General features: G+C 46.5%; 23 protein-coding genes and 1 tRNA gene. 16 read left to right on the top strand and 8 right to left on the bottom strand.

From position 1 onward, the window contains the following. The first annotated feature begins 2 nt into the window (after positions 1-2). Positions 3-461, top strand: coding sequence for a hotdog domain-containing protein (locus tag M0P91_RS08510; protein WP_295066344.1), 459 nt, complete (start codon positions 3-5; stop codon positions 459-461). Between the two features lie 3 nt (positions 462-464). Here the strand turns inward: M0P91_RS08510 and M0P91_RS08505 are convergent, their stop codons facing one another. After that, positions 465-1,058, bottom strand: a complete 594-nt coding sequence (locus M0P91_RS08505) for an MBL fold metallo-hydrolase (RefSeq protein ID WP_295066343.1) — start codon at positions 1,056-1,058, stop codon at positions 465-467. A gap of 39 nt (positions 1,059-1,097) precedes the next feature. Here M0P91_RS08505 and M0P91_RS08500 point away from each other — a divergent pair, with 39 nt between their 5' ends. The 7 genes from M0P91_RS08500 (at position 1,098) to thrC (ending at position 7,452) form a co-directional block, all read left to right on the top strand. Then, entirely contained in the window at positions 1,098-1,910 is an 813-nt protein-coding gene (locus M0P91_RS08500; RefSeq protein ID WP_295066342.1) for a ferritin-like domain-containing protein, read from the top strand. Positions 1,911-1,969: 59 nt separating this feature from the next. Then, positions 1,970-2,770: an NAD+ synthase gene (locus tag M0P91_RS08495; protein WP_295066341.1), complete on the top strand. Its 801-nt coding sequence runs from the start codon at positions 1,970-1,972 to the stop codon at positions 2,768-2,770. Positions 2,771-2,785: 15 nt separating this feature from the next. Beyond that, entirely contained in the window at positions 2,786-3,904 is a 1,119-nt protein-coding gene (locus M0P91_RS08490; protein WP_295066340.1) for a DegT/DnrJ/EryC1/StrS aminotransferase family protein, read from the top strand. Continuing rightward, positions 3,901-4,812 carry a tetraacyldisaccharide 4'-kinase gene (locus tag M0P91_RS08485; RefSeq protein ID WP_295066339.1) on the top strand — a complete coding sequence of 304 codons (912 nt, stop codon included), beginning with the start codon at positions 3,901-3,903 and terminating at the stop codon, positions 4,810-4,812. The genes M0P91_RS08490 and M0P91_RS08485 overlap by 4 nt, the downstream gene beginning before the upstream one ends. Continuing rightward, positions 4,796-5,647 (top strand): acetylglutamate kinase, encoded by an 852-nt coding sequence (argB, locus tag M0P91_RS08480; RefSeq protein WP_295066338.1) that lies wholly within the window; start codon positions 4,796-4,798, stop codon positions 5,645-5,647. The genes M0P91_RS08485 and argB overlap by 17 nt, the downstream gene beginning before the upstream one ends. Before the next feature lie 76 nt (positions 5,648-5,723). Then, positions 5,724-5,810: transfer RNA gene (locus tag M0P91_RS08475), tRNA-Leu, on the top strand. 172 nt (positions 5,811-5,982) lie between these two features. After that, the gene (thrC, locus tag M0P91_RS08470; protein ID WP_295066337.1) at positions 5,983-7,452 is read left to right on the top strand and encodes a threonine synthase; all 1,470 of its coding nucleotides are present in this window, start codon (positions 5,983-5,985) and stop codon (positions 7,450-7,452) included. Positions 7,453-7,466: 14 nt separating this feature from the next. On the opposite strand, the gene ppk2 is transcribed toward thrC, so the two are convergent. Both ppk2 and M0P91_RS08460 read right to left on the bottom strand, forming a co-directional pair. Continuing rightward, positions 7,467-8,414: a polyphosphate kinase 2 gene (gene ppk2 / locus M0P91_RS08465; protein WP_295066336.1), complete on the bottom strand. Its 948-nt coding sequence runs from the start codon at positions 8,412-8,414 to the stop codon at positions 7,467-7,469. A 157-nt stretch (positions 8,415-8,571) separates the two neighbouring features. Continuing rightward, the gene (locus M0P91_RS08460) at positions 8,572-10,488 is read right to left on the bottom strand and encodes a thioredoxin domain-containing protein (protein WP_295066335.1); all 1,917 of its coding nucleotides are present in this window, start codon (positions 10,486-10,488) and stop codon (positions 8,572-8,574) included. Positions 10,489-10,630: 142 nt separating this feature from the next. Here M0P91_RS08460 and dsbD point away from each other — a divergent pair, with 142 nt between their 5' ends. Both dsbD and M0P91_RS08450 read left to right on the top strand, forming a co-directional pair. Further along, on the top strand, positions 10,631-12,454 hold the full coding sequence (dsbD, locus tag M0P91_RS08455; RefSeq protein ID WP_295066334.1) for a protein-disulfide reductase DsbD: 1,824 nt from the start codon (positions 10,631-10,633) through the stop codon (positions 12,452-12,454). Position 12,455: 1 nt separating this feature from the next. Further along, positions 12,456-12,836 (top strand): thioredoxin family protein, encoded by a 381-nt coding sequence (locus M0P91_RS08450; protein ID WP_295066333.1) that lies wholly within the window; start codon positions 12,456-12,458, stop codon positions 12,834-12,836. A 226-nt stretch (positions 12,837-13,062) separates the two neighbouring features. On the opposite strand, the gene M0P91_RS08445 is transcribed toward M0P91_RS08450, so the two are convergent. The 3 genes from M0P91_RS08445 to M0P91_RS08435 are packed head-to-tail and all read right to left on the bottom strand — an operon-like array spanning position 13,063 to position 14,991. Then, complete coding sequence (locus M0P91_RS08445) at positions 13,063-13,593, bottom strand: hypothetical protein (protein WP_295066332.1); 531 nt, start codon at positions 13,591-13,593, stop codon at positions 13,063-13,065. Beyond that, on the bottom strand, positions 13,586-14,635 hold the full coding sequence (gene lpxB / locus M0P91_RS08440; RefSeq protein WP_295066331.1) for a lipid-A-disaccharide synthase: 1,050 nt from the start codon (positions 14,633-14,635) through the stop codon (positions 13,586-13,588). The genes M0P91_RS08445 and lpxB overlap by 8 nt, the downstream gene beginning before the upstream one ends. Next, positions 14,632-14,991, bottom strand: a complete 360-nt coding sequence (locus M0P91_RS08435; RefSeq protein ID WP_295066330.1) for a cytochrome c — start codon at positions 14,989-14,991, stop codon at positions 14,632-14,634. Before M0P91_RS08435 ends, lpxB begins: the two co-directional genes overlap by 4 nt. A 62-nt stretch (positions 14,992-15,053) precedes the next feature. Here M0P91_RS08435 and M0P91_RS08430 point away from each other — a divergent pair, with 62 nt between their 5' ends. Continuing rightward, positions 15,054-16,271 carry an amidohydrolase family protein gene (locus M0P91_RS08430; protein ID WP_295066329.1) on the top strand — a complete coding sequence of 406 codons (1,218 nt, stop codon included), beginning with the start codon at positions 15,054-15,056 and terminating at the stop codon, positions 16,269-16,271. A gap of 266 nt (positions 16,272-16,537) precedes the next feature. On the opposite strand, the gene M0P91_RS08425 is transcribed toward M0P91_RS08430, so the two are convergent. Beyond that, positions 16,538-16,837 carry a chorismate mutase gene (locus tag M0P91_RS08425; RefSeq protein ID WP_295066328.1) on the bottom strand — a complete coding sequence of 100 codons (300 nt, stop codon included), beginning with the start codon at positions 16,835-16,837 and terminating at the stop codon, positions 16,538-16,540. Positions 16,838-17,125: 288 nt separating this feature from the next. Between M0P91_RS08425 and M0P91_RS08420 the strand changes: the two genes are divergently transcribed. The 4 genes from M0P91_RS08420 (at position 17,126) to M0P91_RS08405 (ending at position 21,592) form a co-directional block, all read left to right on the top strand. Further along, the gene (locus tag M0P91_RS08420; protein ID WP_295066327.1) at positions 17,126-18,532 is read left to right on the top strand and encodes an FAD/NAD(P)-binding oxidoreductase; all 1,407 of its coding nucleotides are present in this window, start codon (positions 17,126-17,128) and stop codon (positions 18,530-18,532) included. 332 nt (positions 18,533-18,864) lie between these two features. Continuing rightward, on the top strand, positions 18,865-19,566 hold the full coding sequence (locus M0P91_RS08415) for a Rieske 2Fe-2S domain-containing protein (protein ID WP_295066438.1): 702 nt from the start codon (positions 18,865-18,867) through the stop codon (positions 19,564-19,566). A gap of 11 nt (positions 19,567-19,577) precedes the next feature. Next, positions 19,578-19,988, top strand: coding sequence for a hypothetical protein (locus M0P91_RS08410; RefSeq protein WP_295066326.1), 411 nt, complete (start codon positions 19,578-19,580; stop codon positions 19,986-19,988). A gap of 260 nt (positions 19,989-20,248) precedes the next feature. Continuing rightward, the gene (locus M0P91_RS08405; protein WP_295066325.1) at positions 20,249-21,592 is read left to right on the top strand and encodes a hypothetical protein; all 1,344 of its coding nucleotides are present in this window, start codon (positions 20,249-20,251) and stop codon (positions 21,590-21,592) included. Between the two features lie 274 nt (positions 21,593-21,866). Here the strand turns inward: M0P91_RS08405 and M0P91_RS08400 are convergent, their stop codons facing one another. After that, entirely contained in the window at positions 21,867-22,421 is a 555-nt protein-coding gene (locus M0P91_RS08400) for a hypothetical protein (protein WP_295066324.1), read from the bottom strand. A gap of 300 nt (positions 22,422-22,721) precedes the next feature. Between M0P91_RS08400 and M0P91_RS08395 the strand changes: the two genes are divergently transcribed. Continuing rightward, positions 22,722-23,066 (top strand): c-type cytochrome, encoded by a 345-nt coding sequence (locus M0P91_RS08395; RefSeq protein ID WP_295066323.1) that lies wholly within the window; start codon positions 22,722-22,724, stop codon positions 23,064-23,066. The last annotated feature ends 92 nt before the right edge of the window (positions 23,067-23,158 follow it).

Raw genomic sequence — 23,158 nt, 5'->3', positions numbered from 1 at the left:
TTTTGGCAAAAAAAGTAACACAGGAACCGCAGCATGTGATTCCCCATACGCAAGTTTCTCTCAACACGCATGAAAAAATCAATACGGTTTACAGCGGTTACATCGAAAGATTAGAGGGGGGGTATGCGCGGGTTGCGTTAGAAACGATCGAAACGATGCAAGCCGATGACGTGGGGCTGGTGCACGGAGGGTTCATTTTCAGTGCGGCTGATTTTGCCGCAATGGCGGCAGTGAATGAGCCCAACGTCGTATTGGCGGCATGCAATTGTATGTTTCTGGCCCCGGTACGGGTAGGGGATATCGTCATTTTTGAGGCGAAAGAGCAGCAGTCTGACGGGCGCAAGCGCAACGTGACGGTCAAAGGGTTCGTTCATGAGATCAAAGTATTTGAAGGGGAGTTTAAAACCGTCGTCACCGAGCGGCATGTTTTGCGGCTCGATTTAATGAAAAATATTGAATAGAGCTTAGATGGCCCGCATCCAATAGTCGATATTGCGCTGCTCTGCGGGAACGGTGGTCGGGCCGCCGTGACCCGGATAAAGGGTTTTGGACGATTGCATCCGGGAAAATTTCTGCAGACTCTGTTTCATCGCATCACCGTCGGAGTAGGGAAAATCCCACCGACCGATAGAGTTATGGAAGATAAAATCCCCGCTGAATATCGCATCGTCGATCTCAATCATCGAACATCCGGGGCAATGCCCCGGAAAATGGTGAAATTTTACGGCGATCCCTTCGATCTCAAAACTCTCGTCCCCTTCCACTTCAATATCGGGAGTCGAGGGGGGAAGCCCCGGCATAAAGGTGCTGCTTTGGAGTAAGAAAGTATCCCCTTTCGGAGTATAAAGGGGGATATTCAGCTTCTCTTTGAGCTCCTGATTGCTCCAGACATGGTCAAAATGGCCGTGGGTATTGAGGATGGCGACCGGATGGGAAACATTGGCCATTACCCACTCGGTCGCCCCCATCCCCGGATCGATAATTAGCTCTTTACCGTCGATTTTTACAATATAGCAATTGGTTTGATAATCGCCCATCGGGCGTTTTAGAATTTCCATTTTGACTCTTTTTTAGCAAAATTCTATCATAATAGCACTATGGAACTCTACTCAACCCTTGAAACCATTTTAACCGCTTCGGCGCCGGATCAAAAAATTGCCCTCTTCAGGGCGTTCTACCGAACGTACCGGGAGGGTCGAATTGTTCGTCGCCCGGATGCGAAGATAACCGTTTTTACGGCCCCCTCGTATCGTCCGTTTTGTACGGTTATTGATCCCAAGGAGGTCCCAAGACGGACAAATCTGGGGACGGCAAAGGGGCAAACCCTGTTGCTGCATGCGATTGCCCATATCGAATACAGCGCGATCGATCTGGCATTGGATGCGCTTTATCGCTTTCGTGAGTGCGGGGAATCGTTTGAAAACGATTGGCTGGAAGTGGCCGACGATGAAGTACGCCATTTTGAGATGATCGAAGGGTTATTGCGTGAATTGGGGAGCCGTTACGGCGAATATCTTGTTCACGATGCGTTGTTTGAAGCTTCGATGCGAACCTTGGATTTGGTAGAGCGGATGGCGGTCGTGCCGCGCTATCTCGAAGCAAACGGATTGGATGCGACCCCCCAGATCTTACGCAAACTCGACTCTCACAGAGCGGATCCGATGATTCAAAAGATCGTGGCGGCATTGCACGTTATTCTGGAAGAAGAGGTGGACCATGTCCGAAAAGGGGACCGCTGGTTTCAGGAGGCGTGCATACGTGCCGGCGTAGAGCCGTCGATCTATTTTGAGATTATCGAACGCCATTATCCCCAAAGCTTTCCCCGTAAAATTGCGATCAATTGTGAAGCAAGACGGCAGGCCGGATTTGATCCAGATGAGCTGGAAAAAATTTCCCCAACCAAATGTTAACGCTGAGTTACAAAAGTTAGTTATAATGCAAAATGTTAAAAAAGTGATAAGGTTACAGGGTGAGCAAATACGAATTGATTAGCCGATATCTGACCGAATTTTTGAGCCAGGAGGTTCGCAAGACGGGGTTGAACAAAGTGGTCGTCGGTTTGAGCGGGGGGCTTGATTCGGCGGTGGTTGCCGTATTGGCGAGTCGTGCATTCGGTGAAGATTTGCTGTGTCTCAAGATGCCCTCGCACTACTCATCGCAAAACAGTCTGGATGATGCGGACGAATTGTGCAATGCATTCGGGATACGGTGTGAAACGCACACGATCGAGCCGATGCTCCGTGCTTACGAAAATCCGGATATGACGCCGCTTCGCGTCGGTAATCTCTCAGCGCGGCTTCGGATGGCGACGCTGTTCGATATCTCGGCGCGTGAGGGGGCTTTGGTACTGGGGACCAGCAACAAAAGCGAACTGATGCTTGGGTATGGAACGCTCTACGGCGATTTGGCCAGTGCGATCAATCCGATCGGCGATCTGTACAAAACCGAAGTGTTTGAACTTGCGGAGTATTTAAAGGTGCCCCATTCGATTATTGCAAAACCCCCTTCGGCAGATTTATGGGCCGGACAAAGCGATGAAGAGGAGATCGGTTATCCGTATGCCGATTTGGACCGTGTGCTAAAACGTTACGTTGAAGAGCGACATACACACGAAGATATGGTCAATGAGGGTGAAAACAGCGATTTGATTGATATGATAGTGACACGCATTTATAAAAATCAATTTAAACGGAAAATGCCGGTTATTGCTAAACTAACCTCACGTACCGTGAACCATGATTTTAATTATCCCAGAGATATTACCCTATAAATAAAGGAGCATAAGATGAATATTCCATTTTACCGTGTCGAAGTAGGCGGTGACGAGAGAGAAAAAATCGATGAGGTTTTTGACGGAGAGGCTCCGGGTATTATCGCCGATTTGGAAGCGGCATTTGAATCGTATATCGGTGTGTCTCACGCCCTTGCAACATCACACGGTACCGCTGCTCTTCATTTGGCCATGTTGGCCATCGATCTTAAGCGGGGGGATAAAGTGCTCTGTTCGATTAACGCTTTCCCTTCGATACCGGAAGTGGTCCGTCATTTTGATGCCGAGCCGATTTTTATCGATATCAATGCCGAATCGTTTAATATTGATCTGGATAAACTTGAAGCCTATCTGGCAGTCAATAAGTCGAAAAAACTTAAAGGGGTAATCGTATCGCATATTGCGGGACAAAGTGTCGATCTCGATCGCCTCTATGAAATTGCCCGAAAATATGACGTTAAGATTATTGAAGATGCGTCCGATGCTTTAGGGGCAACGTACAAAGGTCAAAAAATCGGTTCTACGGGGGCCGATATCACCTGTTTCGATTTCAGCCCCCATCTTCGCCGTAATGTCTGCAACGGCGGGATGATGGTGAGCGATGATGAGGAGATTATCGAACGTGCGCGGTTACTGCGCCATCATGCGATGACTGTAGATGATGAATCGTTAGGCTATATTTATGATGTGACCGATATCGGAAGCCAATACACAATCAGCCCGCTTGATGCGGCAACCATTTTCATTCAACTCGAAAAACAAGATGATAATATTGAGCGCCAGCAAGCGATCGCCGAACGGTTCAATGAGCGTTTGGAAGGGGCACCGCATATTAAGCTTCCTGCTGTTGATCAAGATCACTCCTATTCGCTCTATATTATAAAAGTGGATAAAAATCGCGATTCATTTGCACGTGAGTTGGCTGTGCGCGGTATTCAAACCGGATTACACTATATACCGCTTCATCTTTTGAGTTATTACAAAGCCAAATATTCGTTACGGGTGAATGATTTTCCGATTGCACTGCGCAGCTATCAGCAGGTTCTCTCTATCCCCAACTATGCCGCGTTGAGCGATGATGAGGTTGAAGAGATTTGCGACGCAATTTTGGAAGTAGCATCTACACGCGTTTGAAGCGCTTGTTCGTACGGTGGGGTGAAGGGTATTTGTATCACCCTTCGCTGAGCCAAAAAATCCTCTCCTTTCTCCTTCTCCCCGTTAGTTGGCTCTATTGTCTGATCGCACTGATCCGTTACCGTCTTGCTAGCCCGATGTTTTTTGGAATTCCGGTTGTGAGTATCGGCAATTTGACGGTCGGCGGAAGCGGAAAAACCCCGCTGGTCATCGAGTTGGCCAAACACTTTGTAAAACCGGCAATTGTACTGCGCGGGTACGGCCGCAAAAGTCGTGGGATGGTGGTGGTCAAAGATGGCGATATCGTCCGTGATATCGAGATGAGCGGCGATGAAGCGATGCTCTATGCTAAGAGTCTTGAACACGCTGTCGTCATCGTGAGCGAAAAACGGGAACTCGCGATTGCTCAAGCCAAAGCGATGGGATGTGAGATGGTTTTTCTGGATGACGGATATGGAAAACACGGGATAGAGAAACTCGACATTGTGATCGATGTGGCAACCCCAAACCGTTTTTGTCTTCCCAGCGGAGCGTATCGGGAGATCCTTTGGAACGGAAAAAAGGTCATCCGGATAAAAGAAGAGAGATCGTTTAGACGTCGGGTCACAATCCAAAATGAAACGGGAAAAATGGTTTTGGTTACGGCCATTGCGCGGCCGGAGAGGCTTGATCCGTATTTGCCTAAAGTGGAAGAGAAAATCTATTTTGAAGATCACCATTTTTTTACCCGGGATGAGTTGGAATCGATAATTAAGCGTACCGGAGCAATGAGCCTCTTGGTAACTCAGAAAGACTTCGTTAAAATGGCATCTTTTAATCTCAACCTCTCGCTCATGGACCTGAGTTTAGAGTTGGATGAAGCATTGATTACTACCGTAAAGGATTATGTACATGATAAAAAAGATTGAAACCGTGAAAACTCTGATGGACGCAATGCCGTTTATCAAAGAGTTCCGAGACGAGATTGTGGTCATCAAATACGGCGGTTCGGCACAAAGTTCCGATGATCTGAAAGCAAAGTTTGCACAGGATATCGTTTTGCTCCATCTGGTAGGGGTGAAAGTCGTGATCGTTCACGGCGGTGGAAATCGGATCAGCCAGCTGCTGGGGGATTTGAAAATTCCGACCGAATTTATCGACGGAGAACGGGTGAGTACCCCCGATGTCATGCGGATCGTCGAGATGGTCCTCAGCGGAGAGATCAACAAAGAGATCACTTCGCTGCTCAATTCCTACGGAGCCAAAGCGATCGGAATCAGCGGTAAAGATGCCCATTTTCTTAAAGCCAAGCCCAAAGATGAAGCAAAATTCGGCCTCACCGGACGGGTCACCGACGTTAAAGCCGATGTGATCCACAATCTTCTGCGCGAAGGGTTTATCCCCGTCATCGCCCCCATCGGAGCCGATGAGATTGTCGGACATCCGGGATACAACATCAATGCCGACCTCGCCGCATCGGCGATCGCTGCGGCGATCGGGGCGTGCAAGGTGATTTTTATGACCGACACTCCGGGTGTATTGAACAAAGAGAAAGAGCTTTTTTCGACCCTTACCGAAGGAGAGGTTGAAGCGCTCAAAGGGGACGGGACGATTAGCGGCGGGATGGTCCCGAAAGTGGATGCCTGTCTGGAAGCGGTTGATGGAGGGGTGAATAAAGCCCACATCATCGACGGACGGATCGAGCATGCCATTTTACTCGAAATTTTTACCTCCGATGGGGTAGGGACCCAGATCGTCCTCTAAACTTTTTCTCCTTTTTGGGAGAAAAACTCCGGATTAAGGCTAAGTTGGCTATACTTCCCCCCTTCTCTACAACAATGCGGTCGTGGTGAAATTGGTAGACACGCTAGATTCAGGTTCTAGTGGCGGAAACGCTGTGGAGGTTCAAGTCCTCTCGGCCGCACCACTCATGTGCAATCGTTAAAATTTTAACAGCTTTTCAAAATTTCTCTCAATGAACCCCTTTTCGCTAACCCAGGATAAAATTAATGGAAAGCGTTTGGCAAAATCATTTTACTCCTAAGCCATCCCTGATCCCTCCTTTGTTATAATTGCGAAAAATTTTATAAAGTGGCACAATGAAATTTATCGAAACACGCGGAAATGACGGAATCCATCCACAGGCGATCACCTTTTCAGAGGCGATTTTGAGCCCGATCGCATCGTTTGGGGGATTGTATGTTCCTGAAACGCTTCCTCATTTAGGTGAGGCGTTTCTTGCCAAACATCGGGACTCTTCGTACAAAGAGCTGGCAAAGGATCTTTTGACAACCCTTGAAATTGACATTGCCCCTTCGATCATCGATGAAGCATTGGCGTTGTACGATACGTTTGACGACCCTTCTAACCCGGTCCCTGTTGTCAAAGTGCGCGATGACCTCTACGTGAGCGAACTTTATCACGGGCCGACGAGAGCATTTAAAGACATGGCGTTACAGCCTTTTGGAATTCTCCTCTCTTCCATTGCCCAAAAACGGGGTGAAGAGTATCTTATTCTCGCTGCAACAAGCGGAGATACCGGCCCTGCGGCTCTAGAGACATTTAAAAACCGTCCGAATGTCCGTGTCGTATGTTTGTATCCTGACGGCGGTACTTCTGATGTACAGCGTTTACAAATGGTCACGGAAGATGCACCGAATCTCAAAGTGATCGGGATCAAAGGGGATTTTGACGATGCCCAAAGCGCTCTCAAACGTCTTCTGGCTTCCACCCCCTTCAAAGATGCCCTGAGAGCAAAAAAAATCTCCCTTTCTGCGGCCAACTCGGTGAATTTCGGCCGTATTATTTTTCAAATCATTTATCATATCCATAGCTATCTCGAACTGGTTCGGCAAAATGTGATTACGATGGGTGAGAAAGTTTATCTGGATGTTCCAAGCGGAAATTTCGGAAATGCTTTGGGCGGCTATTACGCCTACAAAATGGGATTGCCGGTTGAAAAAATCATCATTGCATCCAATGAAAACAACGTCCTGACCCGTCTGATCAATACAGGGCGTTACGATCTGCGCGGTGAAAAAGTGATAGCGACGACTTCACCGGCAATGGATATTCTGATTTCGAGCAATGTAGAGCGTATTTTATTTGATTTCTTTGGCTCAGATCGTACAAAAGAGCTGCTGCAAGGACTTGAAAATGACCGTTTTTATACCCTCACTGATGATGAAACCATGAAGCTTCAAGGGATCTTTTCTGCCGATTACTGCAACGGTGCAGAGGGGAAAGGGTACATAAAAGAAGCATTTGACAGCGGCTATCTGATGGACCCCCATACCGCCACCTGTTTCAAAGCGTATGATTGCTGTGCGACTCAACCGCTTAAGACAATCGTCTATTCAACGGCGGAGTGGACCAAGTTTTCTCCCACCATCGCCAATGCACTGACCGGTGAAACGGATATCCATGATATCGATGCGCTCAAATTGATTTCGGAGACGGCAAAAATTTCGATCCCTCCGATGATTAACGGCTTGTTTACAAAACCCGTTACCCAGGGGAGCGTTATTGAAAAAGAGAATATCGAAAATGAGATTCTCAAATTTCTCTAAATCCTCCGTGGGGTTTAACCCCTCTCGTTAACATGTTCACTCTTTTTGTGTGACATACTCGATTCCATTCGCTTGATCTCCTCATCCCCCCAAATCAAAATCTTTTTAGAGGTTTGCAAATTCGGTTGACTTCGTGAAGGGTATTGAACGCATGACAAAATATGTTTGATGCAGTTGGTTCGGGCTTTCTTTTTATTGTCCGAACGGATGATGATCCAAGGGGCATTTCCGGTGTGGGAAGCGCGAAGCATGGAGTGTTTTGCAACCGTATATTGATCCCATAACTCTTGGGATTTTGCATCGACGGGGGAGAGTTTGTATTGTTTCAGCGGATCGGTTTTTCGCTCTTTGAACCGTTTGGCCTGCTCATTTTTCGAAACGGAAAAATAAAATTTAAATAAGATAATCCCTGAGTTAACCAGCATCCGTTCAAATTCGCCCACCTGATTCAAAAATTCTTTGTGCTCTTCGTCACTGCAAAATCCCATGACCGGTTCAACACCTGCGCGATTGTACCAGCTGCGGTCAAAGAAGACGATTTCGCCGGCGCTGGGGAGATGTTGAATATAGCGCTGAAAATACCATTGCGTTTTTTCAACATCGGAAGGTTTTTCCAGTGCGACAATACGGGCACCTCGGGGATTCAGGTGCTCGGTAATCCGCTTTATCGTCCCCCCTTTGCCGGCGGCATCGCGCCCTTCGAAGATCATTAAAATTTTAAGCCCTTGTTCTTTGACATGATTCTGGAGTTTAAGCAGTTCAATCTGAAGTTTTTTGAGCTCCGCTTCATAATCCAACACCGATTTTTTAACCCAAATCGGAAGACGCTCCTCTTTTCCGGTATGTTTTCGCTGTTCTATCCGATTCTCTTCTGCTGATTTACGACGATCGTCGTGGACAACCTCTTCAATCTTTTCGACTTCAATGATTTCGGATTTTGCCATAGAACTTTTTGCACCCATACTTACTCCTTATTTTTTTCATTAGGCTTCTTGCATCACCTTGTTCTGCAAGAAGTCTTCTGCCTCGAAGAGGCAAGCTTTAGTGCCATAGCGGCTAGCGTAGTGCTTTGGGTTTTGCTCAAAGCACGTTTAAAAGTAGAGTTCAGCAAGAACTCTATTATATCGTTGAGCGGATCAGTTCGTCAAGTTGAATCGGATCCTTTGTGGTTGAATAACAGGAATTTTCACCGCAAATCAAAAATCCTTCTACGGTTTCATCGTTTTTGAGCAATACAAACGGATGGGAAAACGGTTTTTGAATCGCTGAGAGCTGTTCGGTTGAACCTTTCACCAGACGCTCTTCATGGATATAGCGGATTGCCTGTTCGGTGAGCTTCGGATAATAGATCGGGGTTTTCATTAGTTTGATCGACGCATATTCGAGAGTTTTGAATGCAAAACGGCGGTATTTCGGATCGATCAGCATTCCCAGACTCAGCAGTACATCGACCATTACCGCCAATGCACTGGGGTAGGTACCGTCATCGAACTCGGCGAGTGTCGGAAATGCCCCCCGGCTGAAATACCATTTCCCCTCCTCATAAAAGTGTTCGAGGGCTTTGTGGGCATAACGCTGTACCGTGATTAGATAGCGCTCATCGAGGGTGGATTGGTACGCTTCGATAAGGCTCTGGCACAAGTAGGCGTAATCTTCTAAAAAAGCATCGATTTTAGGCGCTTTGTGGATCAGGGTAGAGTGTTGTAGTGCGCCGTTTTTTTCCATGGTAGAGAGGAGGGTATCGAGACTTTTGAGGGCTTGGGTTGTATATTTCGGAGCCACTTTTCCGACGATTAAAAGGGCGCGGATCATCATTGCATTCCATGCCGTGATCACTTTGCGGTCGATAAAGGGATAGGTACGTGCAAGCCGGAGTTTTTGAAGCTCCTCTTTCAGTGCTTCAAACCATGCCGGACGCTGGGGTGAGGAGAGGCGGAGAATACAGTGCCCCTCGAAATTTCCTTCCGGCGTAGCTCCGATATGCTTCGCCGCTTCGTCAATGTCGGATACGCCGCATTGTTCCAATGCCCGAACTATCTCATCGTAGCGGTAGACGAAATATTTCCCCTCTTTCCCCTCACTGTCGGCGTCGCTCGCACTGTAAAAGAGGTCATCTTCCATCATAAAGCGAAGCATAAACTCGGCGCTCTCCTGTGCGACTTGAAGATAGTGTTCATTCTCGTAGAGGAGTCCCGCTTTGGCATAGAGTGCACACAACAGAGCATTATCGTATCCCATCTTTTCAAAATGGGGGACCAGCCACGCTTCGTCGGTAGCGTATCGGCAAAATCCGCCGTCAACGAGATCGTACATCCCCCCCAGTGCCATTGTATCCAGAGTGTGGGTAAGGATGGTGCGGATGGTAGTATTCGGTCTCAAACGATCCAAAGTCATAAGGGTTTCAAGTGTTGAAGTGTGGGGAAACTTCGGAGCTTTTGAAAATCCCCCGTGATCGCTGTCGTAATTGTGCTGAGCCTGCAATAAAAATTGTGTGATGATTTTATCGTTTAGGGCGGTTGCCTGCACAGGCTCGTTTTTCGGACGGAGAAATCCACTGATTTCGTCGGCATTTTGAAACAGTTTTTCGTCTTTTTGGGCCACTTTCTCGGCAATGATTGCCGTCAGTTCGCTGAACCCCATGCTTTTGTCTCGATTGTAAGGGGGGATATAGGTGGCGGCGTAAAAGGGTTTGTTTTCCGGCGTGCAAAAGATGGAGAGGGGCCATCCGCCTGAACGGCGGTTGAGGAGCATATGGAGCTCCTGATAGTGTTTGTCGATATCGGGGCGCTCTTCGCGGTCGACTTTGATGCAGATGAAATGCTGATTGACAAAGGCGGCGATTTCGGTATTCTCAAACACTTCATGCTCCATCACATGACACCAATGGCAGCTGCTGTATCCGATGGAGATAAAGATCGCTTTATGCTCCTTTTTAGCTCTTTCAAAGGCTTCGTCACACCATCCGTACCAGTCAAGAGGGTTATCTTTGTGTTGTTGCAGGTAGGGGGAATCCTCAAGGGCTAAGCGATTGGGCATAATCAAACTCCATGGAAAAATTGGGATAGTGTAGCATGAGAGGCTATGGTAAAGCTGAAAATTATTAACAATGTTGCTGTGTGAGCAAGCTAACAGCTAGATGTGATAAAATTAAGGTATAAAATTACACTAAGGTTTATAAATGCGGTTTATACTCATTTTATTGATCTCTTTGAGTGCATGGGGTGTCGGTTTTCTCCAGCCTGAAGAGGCGTTTAACCCCAAAATCACTCAAATTGACGGAAAGAGGGTTCAGGTTGAGATTAGATTGGGAGAAAAGATATATCTTTATGCCGATAAAGTCAAAATCGAAGATGCGGATACGAAAGATGGGGTTAATATCGGTTCACCCAAAACATCTACGCCGACGGTAGACCATGAAGGGGATCCGGTATACGATACGACCCCCGTTTTTCAAATCGATTTAAGTGCCGATAAAGAGCTCAGCTCTGAACAAAAAGTTCGCCTCAATGTTTCGTTTCAAGGGTGCTCCTCCGCAGGCTTGTGCTATGAGCCGCAGGAGAGCGTACTCGAAATCTCCGTCGACGGTACACAATTGCCGCTAGCGGTTGTATCGGAAACGGCCGATGACTCACAGAGCAGTGGCAGTGATCAGATTGCATCGGCAGTTGAAAAAGAAATAAGCAATGGTGCCAAACAATCAGAAACGGACCAAATTGCCGGTGTGATCAAAGGGGGGAATCTATGGGTGATTCTCCTGAGTTTCTTTGGATTCGGATTGCTTCTGGCATTGACTCCGTGTGTCTTTCCGATGATTCCGATTATCTCATCGGTCATTGTGGCGCAAGGATCGGGAATCGGGACAAAACGGGCTTTTTTCCTCTCTTTGGTGTATGTCCTTTCGATGGCGGTTGCCTATACGATTGCCGGGATTTTGGCCGGGCTTTTCGGAGCTAACCTGCAAGCGGCATTTCAGACCCCATGGATCATTACACTTATTGCCCTTATCTTTGTCGTTTTGTCGTTATCGATGTTTGATCTCTACGAATTGCAGATTCCGAATAGTATTCAGTCTCGCATATCACGTGTAAGCGGTAAAAAAGGGGGAATCCTCGGTATAGCCATCATGGGCTTTTTATCGGCTTTGATTGTCGGCCCCTGTGTCGCGGCACCGCTTGCCGGAGCTCTTATCTATATCGGTCAGACCGGAGACGCATTTTTAGGCGGTGCGGCGTTGTTTGCTTTGAGTATCGGTATGGGGATCCCTTTACTGATTGTCGGGATAACGGCAGGCAAGTTTATGCCGCGTCCGGGTGCCTGGATGGATACGATCAAATCCATTTTCGGGGTTATGCTTATCGGCGTTGCTATCTGGATGGTAAGCCGTATTGTGGAGGAGAGCATTACCGTATTGTTGTGGGGAATCCTTGCAGCTTTGGTTGCTATCAACATGGGGGCACTGGAACCGTTGAAAGATCAGCGGGGATGGAGTATTCAGTCCAATAAAAAAGCTTTTGCTTTTATCGCTCTGTTGTACGCGATTGTATTGTTGGTAGGGGGGATCAGCGGAGCGACAAGTCCGCTCCGCCCTTTGGAGATGTTTATCCCATCCAAGTCGGTGATTGAGGTCAAAGACGCACCCCATAAAAGCTTTCTCAAAATCACTTCTCTTGAGGAACTAAACGCGATTGTGGAAAAAAATAAAGGGAAAAAGGTGATGGTCGATTTTTATGCCGACTGGTGCACCTCCTGTAAAGAGTTTGAAGCGCAGACGTTCAGCGATGAACATGTGAAAACGGCGATGGACGCATTTGTATTGGTTCAGGTCGATTTGACGGCAAATGACGAAGCATCGAAAACCATCAGTGAAAAATTCGGTATTTTCGGACCTCCGGCGATCCTCTTTTTTGATGAGGAGGGGATACGGTTGAAAAGTGCCGATATCATCGGATTTAAAGAGCCGCAGGAATTTTTAACCCATTTGCAACAAGTAGAAGGAGAATAATATGAGATATTTGCTATTAGGATTGATTTTGATCGCTTCCTCGGCATGGGGAGAACTCAAATGGGCACCGTCATACGATGCTGCATTGGCTCAGGCGAAAAAAGAGAAGAAATACGTCATGGTAATGCTCTCCAGAGAAGGGTGCCCTGCATGCGAATACATGGAAGATATCGTATTTGAAGAGAAAGCGGTCTCTTTGGCCATCGAAAAAAGATTTGTACCGGTCCATATCGATATCCATAACGATCCCCTTCCGGATGGATTAGGGTACATCGGTACCCCGACATTTCATTTTATCGATGCAAAAGAGAAAAAGTTGGGGCGTCATGACGGAGGGGCAAATATCCCTACTTTTATGGGAATATTGAGAAATATCAAATAGTTCCGAAAGGAGAGGTTCTTTAATCTCTCCCGCATTTGACAGATGCGGGTAGCTTCAGGGGGGTGCAGGGGACAAATTGTCCCCGCCACTTTACGGGCTTTGAGCGAAAAGTGCATAATATTAGATCAGTTATTTCTCCCGCATCCGAAAGATGCGGGTAGCTTCAGGGGGTTGTAGGGACTTTAGTCCCTGCCACTTTACGGGCTTTGAGCGAAAAGTGCATAATTTAGGTAGAAGCGCTAATTAAACGCTCCATGATGTAGAGCTGCATATTTTTGTGCGGTATCTCTTTTTCGAGTGCATCCGAATAGATCTTTGCCACCTCTTTCGCATGCAGATCATAATCAAAATGGGGAAAATGGTTCTCCCATGCGCTTTTGATAATTTTTAGGGCTACGGTATCGAGAAGGTACTCTTTGAAGATTGCATAGGTTGCAAAAAACATTCCGGTAAACAATACCGCCATAATAATAAGCAAATGGCAATCAATTTTAATCAGTGTTTTGTGAAAAATGGCAGATGTCGGCAAAACTATCAAATGCCAAATAATAATAAAGACAATATAGCTTCTCCCCACACTCATTTTAAAGCCGGGAATTTTCCCCTCCAGTTTAAGCCCGTCTTGGTACATTTTATTGGTTTTGAGAAGATCACGAAATAACAACGGACCATCTGCAAGTGTAAAGATATAAGGGATGATTTTTTCATCCGTATAGCGGCGAATTCGGGTTTTTGCCCATAAGAAAAGTCTAGTCATGTTCTTCCTTAATAAGTGTGCTGACACGTTTTGCGCTGCCGTGCCCTAGCAGGTCCCGCAGCCTTTTGGCATCCTGAAAAAATGCCTCTTTATCCATTTGGAGATAGGTATTATACAGATTTTGTCCATTGACTTCGTTTTGAAGAAATTCCGGATGGAGCGGTCGATGATATTTATGGGAAAATAAGATATTTCCAAGTCCGACATAGTTCAGTTTTACCAGTCTCTTGGCAATGGCGTAATCGAGCGGTTTGGCGATGTAGGCGAGGATAAACGGGGTACCGATGAGTGCCGCTTCGAGTGTTGCCGTACCGCTGCAGATAAATGCAAAATCAGAATCAGCCAGACTCCGGTGCGCTTCATGGGTAATTTCAAATGCCGAGATGTCTCCGTACAGTTCCCGGATTTGTTCCGGTGTGAAATGGGAGGGAATTACCAGCAGTGCACGGCATGTCAGCATCCCGCGAACTTCACGAAAAGCACCCATGAGTCGTTTTATTTCCCCCGGACGACTGCCGGGCATAAAGGTGATTTTTCCGGTGGGGAGAAGATTGTTTTTTTGAATCGTAATCTCGTCGAGCAGAGGATGCCCTACATATTCAATAGGGGCGTTTTTGGAATAGTACGAGGGTTCGAACGGCAAGATAGAGGCAAGTTTCGTGATGGTTTGTTCGAGGATCGGTATCCGTTTTTTTTTCCATGCCCATGCTTGGGGGAGGATATAATAAATGATCTCTTTATCGGGATAACGTTTACGGATAGCCCGTGCCAGCGGCAGATTAAATCCGGAAGAATCGATGAGCAGCACTTTATCGGCCGCACCGGCCAATTCAACCATCGTATTTTTGAGCCGGAAAAAAAACGGGAGTTTTTTCAGCGCATCCACAAATCCCATCACCGAAGTAGCGCGCAAATCGACGATACTCTCCCCCAGCGAAGCGTCAAAAATACCGGATAGCTCTATCTCATCCCCTAATTCTTTGACCAAATAGCCAAAATGGATATTGGCGGAATGTTCCAGTGCACTGACAAGAAGTTTCATGATCCCCCATCCCCTCGAATAGTAAATTCATTTTTATTGTTACTTTTGTTTTCATGAAACTCACTCAAAAATGTTGTCAGCAGATCAATCTCCTTGTCCGTCAGTTGGAGCGCGAAAGGGATCATGAGTTCGGATTGCTGGCTGTTTCCCCGTTTGGCGCGAAAATTTTTGAGCTTATATTCCAGAAACGTTTTGCGCCGATACGCAAGAGAAGGGTATTCATGCGTTCCGGCCGCCGATACACCGTGGCATCCGTTGCACCCTTTTGAAAAGTAGAGTTTTTTCCCTTCATCGTAGGGAGCGGGTGCAGCCACAAGGGGCATTATCGTCATTAAGATCATGATGAATTTTTGCACTCTAACCCTTTTTAAACGTTTCTTAGATTAAAATAACGTAATTATAGCGAACGGGAGTTAATATGGTCATTTCGGACGTCATTATCTGTGATGCACAAGGGGAGCGCAAAGGAGATGTAAGAATCGAAGAGGGTCTCATTACCCAGATTGGAGAAAATCTTACCGATCATGAAATGATCGCGGGATCCGGATGCTATTTACTTCCCGGATTGGTAGATACCAATGTACGGCTCAAAGATTCTCAGCTCAGCGGTAAAAATCTTGAGTCCCTGTCACGACGTGCATTAAAGGGGGGGGTGAGTACCGTCATTCTTGCCAGTGATTCTCATCCGCGTATTGATAATGAGATCACACTGGAATTTGTTCAGCAGCATCGCAATCTTGCAAACGGAGCGACAATCGAGACAACGCTCAGTGCATTGAATGAATCGGGAGCATTGTCCAATATCGCCATTATGCTCAAAAGAGGGGCGTTAGCGGTCCATACCTCGACCCTCACCGATTATAACCTTATCAGCCGTATTGCCCAATATTTAAAAATGGCCAAAAGACCGCTGTTTTACAAAGCGGAGGACAAAAGTCTGTTTGAGAGCGGTGTGATGAGCGACGGAGATGCGGCAACCCGCTTGGGACTTCCGGGGATATCCCCTCTAAGCGAAATTGTCCATATCGCCGCAATGATAGAAATCGCACGTCATTTTGAGATTACGATTATTTTTAAAAGTGTTACCGAACCCCGTTCGGTTGAACTGATTGCCCAGGCCGCCGCACAAGGTATCGATGTGCAGTGCGAAGTCTCCATTCACCATCTTCTCCACAGCGACAAAGCCTGCAACGGATTTGATTCGGATGCGAAAATAAATCCCCCTTTGGTAAACGCCGAGAAACAGAGTTTTTTGAGAGAGGCTCTAAAAGAGGGGAAAATCAATTCTCTTACCGCATTGCACCAGCCGAATTCCGATGTTCATAAGGACATCACTTTTTTTGATGCCAGTTTCGGAACGACATCGATTACGGAGTATTTACCGTTGTGCTATACCCATCTTGTGAAAAGCGGTTTGGTGAGTATGAGCCGTTTGATTGATCTGGCTTCACGTGCTCCGGCAGCACAGGCGGGAATTTCGAGAGGTTTGATTGAGGTAGGACAAAAGGGAGATTTGGTGTTGTTTGATCCGAACACAGCTACTCCGGTTGTCCATCATCATAGTTTGTATAAAAACGAGGTTTTAGAAGGGAAAGTCATCATGGCCCTTTGCAGGGGAGAGTGGAGCCATTTTTAACATCACTGCTTGATCAATAACTGATGTTACGCACCTTGCCCTAGCAAGTGCAACATGGGAAATTATTCTCCCGCATCCGAAAGATGCAGGAAGCTTCAGGGGGTTGTAGGGACTTTAGTCCCTGCCACTTTACGGGCTATGAGCGAAAAGTTCATAACATCAGATCGGTTATCTCTCCCGCATCCGGAAGATGCGGGAAGCTTCAGGGGGTTGTAGGGACGCTAGTCCCTGCCACTTTACGGGCTTTGCCCGGAAAGTGTGTAACATCATAATGATTTAGCGTTACGAAACTCCGCAATTTCCGCTTCCACCATCGCATCGATCATGGTTTTATAGAGGCTAGATAAAAGATTGGGTGAAACACCGAATTCCATCGCACGAGAACGGACACGGTCCATGACCGCTTCCATCCGTTCATCCCCTTTTATTTCATCGATGGAGTGCTTAAACAGTGCCGCTTGTTTGACATAAGCATTGCGCGCGGCAATCAGTTCGACAATTTGATCATCCAGCCGGTCAATATGGCAGCGAACATCTTCTAATGAGTGGCACTCTGAAATTTTCATAAATACGGTCCCTCTTCTCTGAAATCAATTTTTTGGATATCTGTTAACTGACCTTACGCACCTTGTCTAAACAAGTGCGTAACATCAGCTGTCAACGTAAAAGAATTATACCATTTCTCTGATTTGTCACCTTTGAGCACTTTTCTTGGTATCAGAATATGTTATTTTATAAATTTATCAAAAATTTATAACTTATTATACAATTTTAAGAATAGGATGATTATGATTGTGCAGACTATGAAATCATAGCTTATCACTCAACATTTGTACATCAAGGAGAATTCCACAATGACGATCTCAAGACGTGACTTACTAAAATTTGCAGGGATCAGTGCGGCGGCAGCTGCTGTATCCGGATGTGCGGCAACGGGCGGTGTTGCTGCTCCATCGGCTTCGGCAGCCCCGGCTGGAAAAATGATCGGGAAACATCAAGTACTGATCATCGGGGGAGGCTGGGGCGGTTTGACCGTTGCCAAAGAACTCAAAAAAATTGATTCAAATTTTGATGTGGCGATAATCGAGAAAAATGATAGCTTTATGTCGTGTCCGTTTTCAAATGCGAATCTCGGCGGGATTAAAGGGGTTAATCTCGGTACTTTGACCCACGATTACGCGCAAGCGGTAGAAAATTTTGGATACGGTATGCTGCATACGACCGTAACCGGGATTGATCGTGCGGCCAAAGTGGTTCATACCTCCAAAGGGGATGTCGGATACGATATCTTGGTTCTCGCACCGGGAATATGTTATGACTACAAAGGGCAATTTCCGGAGTGGTCCGATGCAAAAATCGCTAAAGCACGCCGTGTTGCTCCGGCAGCATTAGTCCCGGGTGGTGAACACATCGCGCTGGATCGTTTGGTGAAAAATCTGGAAGAGGGGGATGTCGTCATTACCGTTCCGGCCGGAAAATACCGCTGTCCTCCGGCACCGTTTGAACGTGCCAGCATGATCGCTAACTATTTGAAAAACGAAGGGCTTGGCGGCAAAGTCATTATTCTGAACGAAACGGCCGAAATTGCTAAAGGGGCCGCGTTTAAAGAAGCATGGAAAGAGGTCAATAACGGCAATGTCGAACATCGCGATAACTGTAAAATCAGTGATGTTGATTTTGATAAAAAAGAGATTACTTATGTTCAAACCGTCTTTAAAGACAAAGAGGATACCGAAGGGGTTAAAACGACCTATACGATCAAATACGGCGTATTCAATTTAATACCGCACAATAAGTCGAATCCGATTATTGAAATGTCAGGGGTAGCAACTACTCCGGATTGGTTTAAAAAAGTCAAAATGGCAACCAGTGCCGAAAAACCGGTCTCTTTCCAAACCGCTACCGATAAAGACGTATATGCAGTGGGCGACGTTGTCGGACACGCTATTCCGCCGAGCGGCCAATCGGCGATCTGGTCGGGTAAAGAGTGTGCGAAAGAGATAGCCCATCTCCTTCACGGCAAAAGCTATAGCGTCGCTTCGACCCTTCCGTACAAAAGTGCAAACGTCTGTTACTCATTTGTAAACGGAAATCCGGAAGAGGCGATTATGGTGAATCATGAATTTATGGTTTCAGGTCCCGTTATCGGGAGCAAGGGAAGCGTCCCCAAAGATGAGAAAAGCGGTAAATTCCGCACAAGCGGTTTGGCTAAAGCGACACACGACTGGTATAAAGGGGCTATGCGCGATTTATTCGGTTAATACGCTCTTCTCCCCTAGGGAGAAACTCTCTTTACTTCATTTCGCGCTATAGTATCATTTATAATAACTGATGTTACGCACTGGATTTGTTTTCTGTCATCCTCGGGCTTGATCTGGGGTCCGTCTCGATTCGTTTTCCGTCATCCTCGGGCTTGACCCGGGGATCCATCCCCATAAGAGAGCTGGATTCCCGATCTACCCTAAAGGGCACGTGAAGTCGGGAATGACAAAACCAAAGGCAGCTTTGAATGGCTCAAACCAATAATGTGCGTAAGATCAGATCATAATTACAAACGGACGGACTCATGGACAGAAGGAATTTTTTGAAAATTGTGGCGGCAGGGACAGCCGTGATAGCGGTAAATCCGTCATTGATCCGCAATGAACTTCGTGCCGAAGACGGCAGACTTTACAAAACGTATGAAAAAACCCAATTGGTCGATGCCTCCGGTGCTCCCATCAAGGCTTCGACCTTGGCTAAAGAAACCAGTTACATCTTTAATTATCCCTACGCATCGACCCCGTGTTTGTTGGTAAACCTTCCAAAAGCAACGGCACAGAAAGTAGAGCTGGAATCGGAAAACAAAGAAAAATATCTCTGGGAAAGCGGTGTCGGAAAAGATCGAACGATTGTGGCCTACGTTGCCATATGTACCCATCAGATGACCCATCCCACCCCGAACGACAGTTTTTTCGGTTATGTTCCGACATCGCAAAAAACGATGGCGTATGAAAAAAGCGGGATTATTGTCTGTTCCTCCCATTTATCGGCATTTGATGCCGGTGCGGGGGCAAAGGTGCTTGGCGGTGCCGCTACGCAGCCTCTTGCCGCAGTTGTTCTGGAACATGCCGCTGATGACACCTTATGGGCTGTCGGAATTTTAGGTTCCGACAAATTTCAGGATTACTTTAAGGCATTCAGACCGGAATTAAAAGAGTTTTACGGGGGAATGGCGGAAGCAAAAACATTGGTTTCCCTATCCGCCAAAACGGTTAAATTGACCGAATACTCCAAAGAGCTTATCCAATATTAAAAGGGGTCACGATGAAAAAAGGTTTAACGGCACTTCTCTTGGCGGCTTCACTTTTCGGATCGCTTCAGGCAGCGGGTACGGATCATCGCAGTATGCTGATGAAGGATATGCGCACCATGCTTGATGCCATGGAGCAGATTCAACGAGGCGGGCTTTACAGTTCGTCCGACGATATGAAAACGGGGGTGAAAAAGCTTCAGGGAACCCTTAAAACATTGGAGAGCGAAGATATTAAATGGATATTACCGAAAGATCAGGTGTATGCGTATAAGTTTGCCCAAAAAACGGCAAGCATGCTGCGGCTCTATTCGGATGATATGATTGCCTCCATTGAAGCAGGACGGATGGATGATGCACTGGAAGATTATACGCAATTGCTTAAACAGTGTACATCGTGTCATATCCGTATTCGTAACTGGTAACGGATCTTACGCACTCGATTCGTTTTCCGTCATCCTCGGGCTTGACCCGGGGATCCATCTCCATAAGGGAAAGTGACATTCCCGCTTGTCGGGAATCTTCAAAAAATACTTTTTTGTCTTCAAACTACACTTTTTTTCAAAAAAAAAGTGCTTCGTTGATATTTTTGATCCAGATAAAGAAAAATTTATGTTGCAATTGTTATGATAGCCTCAAGTTTCAGAAATAATTTAATTCTGAACGCTTTTTTTAAGGAGTAGGGATGAAAATGGTAAAAATGAGTCTTATCGCTGTAATGGCCTTGGGATCAAGCGTATTCGCAGTCGATAACGTAAAAATGAATGGCGATGCTAAACTTTGGTATCAAACATCAGAGTTCAGCGGCCCGGCTGCCGGGACAGGAGCAGGTTCTCAGTCTGAGCAAACTTTTTTTAATAAAGATGCCAATAGTGTAGCAGAAGTAAAGCTAAGCGTTGGAGCAACGGCTGATTTGATGAAAAATCTGAGTGTCGGTGTAAAAGGGACTGCCCTCTCTACCCTTGGATTGGAAAACAATTTGGTGGGAGCAATCCCGGCGGCTAAATTTGACAATTCCGGTGCATCTGTTGCGACACAGTTGGATGATCAGTCATGGGTTGAAGAGGCTTATTTAGCCTATACGATGGATAAAACAACGGCAAAAGTGGGCCGTCAGGCATTGAATACGCCATTGGCATTCTCGGAAGACTGGAACATCGTTTCCAATACGTTTGAAGCGGCGGTATTGTTGAATAACGATCTTCCGAATACGACATTGGTCGGTGCTTGGGTAGGCAAACATAACGGTGTCGGCTTACTAGCACCCGCTGGACGGAATTCAACCGTAGCACACGGTGGAAAATTCAGTACATTCGGAACCGACGGTGCTTACGCATTTGCCGCCGTCAATTCATCTCTTCCGAATACGACGGTTCAGGTGTGGTATTATAATGTCCCTAGCATCGCGGATGCGTATTGGTTGCAAGCAGATACGAAAATCATGGATACAATTAACGTGGGTGTTCAATATGCGGGTATGATACCAAAACTATCACAGGGGACGGTTGTAGCTGCCGGTTATCCTGCAGGTGCTGAAAATTTAGATGCGGTGAAGAAAGATTCAAATGTATTGGCCATTAAAGCGGCAATGGATCTTTCCGGCTTTAATGTGTATGCCGCTTACTCAACCGTCAGTAGCGGTACCCTTGGGTTTTCCAACGTAGCGACAGGGGACAAATCGAGCGTCTATACCTCTCTTGGAAGCGTTTACATGGACGGAGAAATTGCGGCCGCCCCGGATACCGATGCCTGGAAAGTGGGCGCATCGACGAAGTTGATACCGGGAGTAGTCCTCTCTACGAGTTATGCTTCGGCTAAAACGGGTGCAAACACAGATGCCCTTGCCGCTGTCGCCCGTGCAAGTACGCTTAATACCGATTTTACAGCGTGGGACGTTGTTGCAAAAACCAAAGCAGGTCCTGTTGATTTGACGGCGATCTATACACAGTTTGATAAAAACGTTAAAGCGACGGATACTACGGATAAAACAACCGATACTTTCCGTGTGATTGCTGCGTTGAAGTTTTAAAAAACTCTTCTCCTCGCCCCTTCTCGGGGCATACTTCATAATCCTAGTGTTTTGTTTCCGCGCGGGCTCATGCTCGCGTATTTTCATGTGTAATATCAGCTTGGGTGTTTCTCACGCATCGGAAAGATGCGGGTAGCTTCAGGGGGGTGCAGGGGTGAAAAGCGTCAAAAAAGTCAACTGCTTGGCTTTTTTAGCTTAGGAGCCGATGCACGAAGTGCCGGCTGGGCCGTCCCCCGCCACTTTACGGGCTATGCCCGAAAAGTGCATAATATTATTAATGAGAAAATGTAGCATCTTCGACGATAACGGAGTAAAAATAGCCGTAACCGAAATCTTTATCGATGGCAACCGTCCCTTTGGCGGTAACATGATCGCCGACCGTTGCGGTTTGGGTGGATGAGGTAAAGACGATATCGCTGGTCTCTTTGCCACCGGTGCCGTCTTGAATATGAATCCAGGATTTCCCCATGATACCGTCGGAGACTTTAACGACATTACCTTTGATAACAACAGATTTTCCGTTCAATTCTTGCTTTTTGGCAAAAAGATCGGCTACGGTAGTGGTCCCTTTTGCAGCCTGCGGAGCAGCTTTCGTTTGACTCTTCATCTCTATCGGTTTCAACGGTTCTGCCGGAGGTGTCACTTGCGGTTCTCCTCCCATAGCCGGTGTTTCTACCGATTGAGCTTGCGACGGAGCTTCAGGTGCTTGAGCAGGAACTTCGGTTGCCGCTTTTTCAGGCATTTGATTGGCCTCTTCAATTTTGTCATTACATCCGCTAAGGATAAAACAGGCACTAAGCCCTAATGCAACAGTATGTTTACGAATCATTGATAACCCCTAAGTATATTTAATGCATTATTTTAGCATCAGCGACTTAAGGATAGCTCTAAAGTTGTTCAATACGATAAAATTTATCTATATAAATTTAGCTAATGTGATACTAATGTTATAAGTGAGAAAATCATATTTCGAAAGTGGCGATTTATACCCCAAATAGCGGTACAAATCGCCCTTTTTTATTGACATCAATTATTGCTTTCTGATATGATGTAAAGTTATTCAATGCGTTTGGTTATGCATTACAGTTTGTAATAGTTTAAAACTTTAGCGAAAGAGACGGAGGGTACAATGAAAAAAATCATGGTAGTGGCTGCAATGGCATGGAGTACGTTTCTCTTCGGTGCGGTTGATAAATCAGCCGGCGAAGCGATTTTTAATGATCGAGGATGCGTGATGTGTCATCAACGTGATATGGAAACGATCGGACCCTCAGTCCGAACGATCGGAATTCGTTACAATGCCAACGAGAACGGATTGGTCGCCTATTTAAAAGGGCAGGGGCAGCCGATTGTTTATCCGGAACGCGCAGGGGTAATGCAGCCGCAATTGATGAAAATCGGGAACCTTTACGAAGACGAATACCGTTCTCTCGCCCGGTTTATCATTCAATCGTATATGCGCGTTGATTTTTAGGATATAGCTGAACTGCTGACCTTACGCACCTTCTCTAAACAAGTGCGAAAAGGTTAGTAATCTCCCGCATCCGAAAGATGCGGGTAGCTTCA

The sequence above is a fragment of the Sulfuricurvum sp. genome (assembly GCF_023229695.1).
Lineage (GTDB): Bacteria > Campylobacterota > Campylobacteria > Campylobacterales > Sulfurimonadaceae > Sulfuricurvum.
This window is presented reverse-complemented; position numbering and strand designations above follow the sequence as displayed.

Coding starts and splice junctions, on each gene's coding strand:
- M0P91_RS08505 (WP_295066343.1), bottom strand. CDS start 1,058: ATGGAAATTCTAAAACGCCCGATGGGCGATTATCAAACCAATTGCTAT.
- M0P91_RS08500 (WP_295066342.1), top strand. CDS start 1,098: ATGGAACTCTACTCAACCCTTGAAACCATTTTAACCGCTTCGGCGCCG.
- M0P91_RS08490 (WP_295066340.1), top strand. CDS start 2,786: ATGAATATTCCATTTTACCGTGTCGAAGTAGGCGGTGACGAGAGAGAA.
- argB (WP_295066338.1), top strand. CDS start 4,796: ATGATAAAAAAGATTGAAACCGTGAAAACTCTGATGGACGCAATGCCG.
- thrC (WP_295066337.1), top strand. CDS start 5,983: ATGAAATTTATCGAAACACGCGGAAATGACGGAATCCATCCACAGGCG.
- ppk2 (WP_295066336.1), bottom strand. CDS start 8,414: ATGGGTGCAAAAAGTTCTATGGCAAAATCCGAAATCATTGAAGTCGAA.
- M0P91_RS08460 (WP_295066335.1), bottom strand. CDS start 10,488: ATGCCCAATCGCTTAGCCCTTGAGGATTCCCCCTACCTGCAACAACAC.
- dsbD (WP_295066334.1), top strand. CDS start 10,631: ATGCGGTTTATACTCATTTTATTGATCTCTTTGAGTGCATGGGGTGTC.
- M0P91_RS08450 (WP_295066333.1), top strand. CDS start 12,456: ATGAGATATTTGCTATTAGGATTGATTTTGATCGCTTCCTCGGCATGG.
- M0P91_RS08445 (WP_295066332.1), bottom strand. CDS start 13,593: ATGACTAGACTTTTCTTATGGGCAAAAACCCGAATTCGCCGCTATACG.
- lpxB (WP_295066331.1), bottom strand. CDS start 14,635: ATGAAACTTCTTGTCAGTGCACTGGAACATTCCGCCAATATCCATTTT.
- M0P91_RS08430 (WP_295066329.1), top strand. CDS start 15,054: ATGGTCATTTCGGACGTCATTATCTGTGATGCACAAGGGGAGCGCAAA.
- M0P91_RS08425 (WP_295066328.1), bottom strand. CDS start 16,837: ATGAAAATTTCAGAGTGCCACTCATTAGAAGATGTTCGCTGCCATATT.
- M0P91_RS08420 (WP_295066327.1), top strand. CDS start 17,126: ATGACGATCTCAAGACGTGACTTACTAAAATTTGCAGGGATCAGTGCG.
- M0P91_RS08410 (WP_295066326.1), top strand. CDS start 19,578: ATGAAAAAAGGTTTAACGGCACTTCTCTTGGCGGCTTCACTTTTCGGA.
- M0P91_RS08405 (WP_295066325.1), top strand. CDS start 20,249: ATGAAAATGGTAAAAATGAGTCTTATCGCTGTAATGGCCTTGGGATCA.
- M0P91_RS08400 (WP_295066324.1), bottom strand. CDS start 22,421: ATGATTCGTAAACATACTGTTGCATTAGGGCTTAGTGCCTGTTTTATC.
- M0P91_RS08395 (WP_295066323.1), top strand. CDS start 22,722: ATGAAAAAAATCATGGTAGTGGCTGCAATGGCATGGAGTACGTTTCTC.